The sequence below is a fragment of the Methanobrevibacter sp. genome (assembly GCF_045577275.1).
Taxonomy (GTDB): Archaea; Methanobacteriota; Methanobacteria; order Methanobacteriales; family Methanobacteriaceae; genus Methanobrevibacter.
In genome coordinates, this window is sequence record NZ_JAZNIB010000097.1 from 1 (window position 1) to 3023 (window position 3023).

Annotated in this window: 1 protein-coding gene; it reads right to left on the reverse strand. The window is 33.6% G+C overall.

The genetic code is table 11. From position 1 onward, the window contains the following. A partial coding sequence (locus ACKI67_RS03380) for an AMP-binding protein (protein WP_407461982.1) occupies window positions 1–2895 on the reverse strand: 2895 nt, incomplete at its 3' end. Window positions 2896–3023: the final 128 nt, after the last annotated feature.

The following is a 3023-nucleotide window of genomic DNA, read 5'->3' on the forward strand; positions in this document are numbered from 1 at the left end:
AACTGATAAGCAGGCTCCTGAATAAAAACTTTGACATATTGCCAGTGAAGCTGTGTTAAACCCGATTGTAGCGAATAGGCCATAGACATCCTCATTAGTAATTTTAAATTTATTGGCATATGATTCCACACTGTTTAAGATAGCATCCCTTGTAATTTTTACACCTTTAGGAAGGCCTGTAGATCCACTGGTATAAAGAATACAGGCAATATCGCCTTCAACTGTAGGCAAACTGGATAACACTCCGATTTCACCGTTGACAATGTCGGAAATGTTTATGATGATTGCATCCTCATTCAGGGATTTGACGCGATTGCAGGTTTCATCACTGACAATAACCACTTTAGATGAAGTATCATTTAATATGAACTTGATACGTTCATCCGGATGGGCATCATCCAAAGGAACATATGCAGCACCAGTTGATAAGACACCTAAAACACAGAACATGTACAGTTCAGACCTTTCAACTAAAAAAGCAACATTGTCATGCGCACCAACACCTGCATCCTTTATGGCACAGGCAAGCTTATCAGCAATAAATGCTCCTTGACTATAGTTATAAACCTTATCCTTATATGATACGAGAGGTTTTTCGGGATTTTTAAATAAATTAAAGTTGAATGCTTCCAGAAGGTCATCGAACATCAGATTACGTTCAGTTTTATTATAACCATCTAAAAGGTTTAAATCAGCTTCATCGACATAATTAATATCAGACAACATCTCTTCTCTAACGATACCCCCCAATATTAATTTGAATGAATCAACAAAGTGTTTTACAAAATTATCGGAGTATTTCTCGGAGTAGAATATTCTTATTTCCAATGTATCTCTTTTTGCATAATAGACCACTGTTGAAAAATTAGCCCACATGTCTTTTTCCAGCATTTCAAATTCCATATCTATTGTAGAGGAAAAAATATCCTGTAAAACACCAAATGAAACTGTATTTTCCAGCTGATAGTCAAACACAAGTTCCATGAATGAATACAAGTCAAATTTGCTTACAGTATCAATTATATCACGGGAATAATTCATGAAAGATTCAACACTTTGATTGTTACACTCCATAAGCACTGGGGATGTTTGGTAAAACATTCCTACAGAATCAGACAAACCCAAATGAGCCCTGCCATCAGTGATTAAATCAAATATGACTTTGGATGAACCAGTAAATCTTGACAGGGTATATGCAAATACGCTTGCGAAAAACTGATTTCGGGTTATATTATGATGATCTAAAAATGAAGTTAAATTCTCTTCATCAATGCTGAAACGTTCAACATAAGATTTTGAACTGTCTTCGGCAACGGAAAATACCAAATCATTAACCTCATCCCTTTCGGACAATGCACTGTCGTAGAACTTTTGGGCGTAACCCCTATATTCAGAATCGTTAATGGCTTCTTCAAATGATATTTCTCTTAAAACTCCAGTGTCCACCAATTCAGTATTTTCTCCATTTAAGATTTTCAATAAACTGTTTATTACTGTATTGAATGATGTTGCATCGAAAATCAAACTGTGGAAATCCATACATAAAAACACATCACTCTTATCTTCCACAATCAAAAATCGGGACAGATACTTATTCAATTCAAAAGGCCTGACAAAACTTTCAATGTCTTCAGTCAAACCGACCGCTACAGGCGGCTTAGCGTCAAACCCTATCAGGTTTCCTTCATCTAGGACACGTGAGGTTAAAACTGGATGCAGTTTCAGTAATTTGTTTATGGCTTTTTTAATTTTTGCAACAGAGTATGAATTCCCCAATCCTAATTTGAGAGGGTTGTTATATCTTGTGCCCGTTTCATTTTGAGCATCAGAATAAACAGTCCTTTGAGATTCGGTCAATTCATATAAGCCATTGAAATCATATTGATTTCCGATTGATAAAACTTCCAAATCGCCGCAGCGCTGATTGATGCTTTCCAATACATTATCGGTCAAATGTTTTATATTTCCTATGAGATATTTAATGTAAATTTCTGAAAATATCTCATAATTGTATATGACGTCAATTGAATCTTCATATAAATTTAATGTTAAGGCAGATCCGTCTCCGTTTCTTACATCAATATCATTTAGCTTAGTGAAATCGTGAATCGCATAATAAAATGAACTGTCAACATAATCTTCAATACGAACCCTGGTATGTTCCAGGGCATCTCTGTAATCTTCTTCGATTCTGTTTAAATATTCTTCGAAAGTGTCATTCTTATAGTAATCTATCATTAATAAAGTATTTTTGGCATTGGCTCCAAAAACAACTTCTTCAGTGTTAATTGAGGATTTCAATAGACATCCTTCTGTTGAATCTATTCGGGAGAAATATAATGAAAAAATAGCGGTAAAGAAATTATATTTTGAAATTTTATGATTTTTAAGGAAGGTGGAAAGGGAATCGTTTTCAATAGAAAAACTAATGTTTCGATAATTATTTGACTTTATATTGAAATATTTCACATAATCTTCAGCATCCAGAAGTTTATTATCCCAATAGGAACGATCATCATCAAAATCTGGTGAATTCAAATATTCCTCATACTCTTCAAAGTAAGAGCCGATGACTTTTGGAATATTGGCTGCTTCAGGGTTGTTGAACAGTTCCTTGATGACATTTATTGCAGAGTAATCAAATATTGAAGAGTGAATATTTGCCAAAACAGTTAATTCATCGTCCTTTTTTAGGACTAAAAACTTATACAGAGGTACATCAATCCTGTCCTTGAATGTGAATTTGAAAAATGCGTTGGTTTCCTTTTCAATGTTTTTGTCTGTGGTTTTTTTGAGTTCGTAAATTTTTCCGTCATTCTTTTGACGGTAAGGATTTAAATTTTCATCAAAACGCACATCCAACAAGTTTCCAATATTATCAAATATCTCATCCAAATTATTTTCATCTATCAGTTCATGGTTGAAACTGAATTTAATTTCATAAAATCTCCCCTTCGAAATAAATATAATAGTAGTTATGAAATTCAGCAGCATAAATATGTTATTAAATAATTTTCAATAAA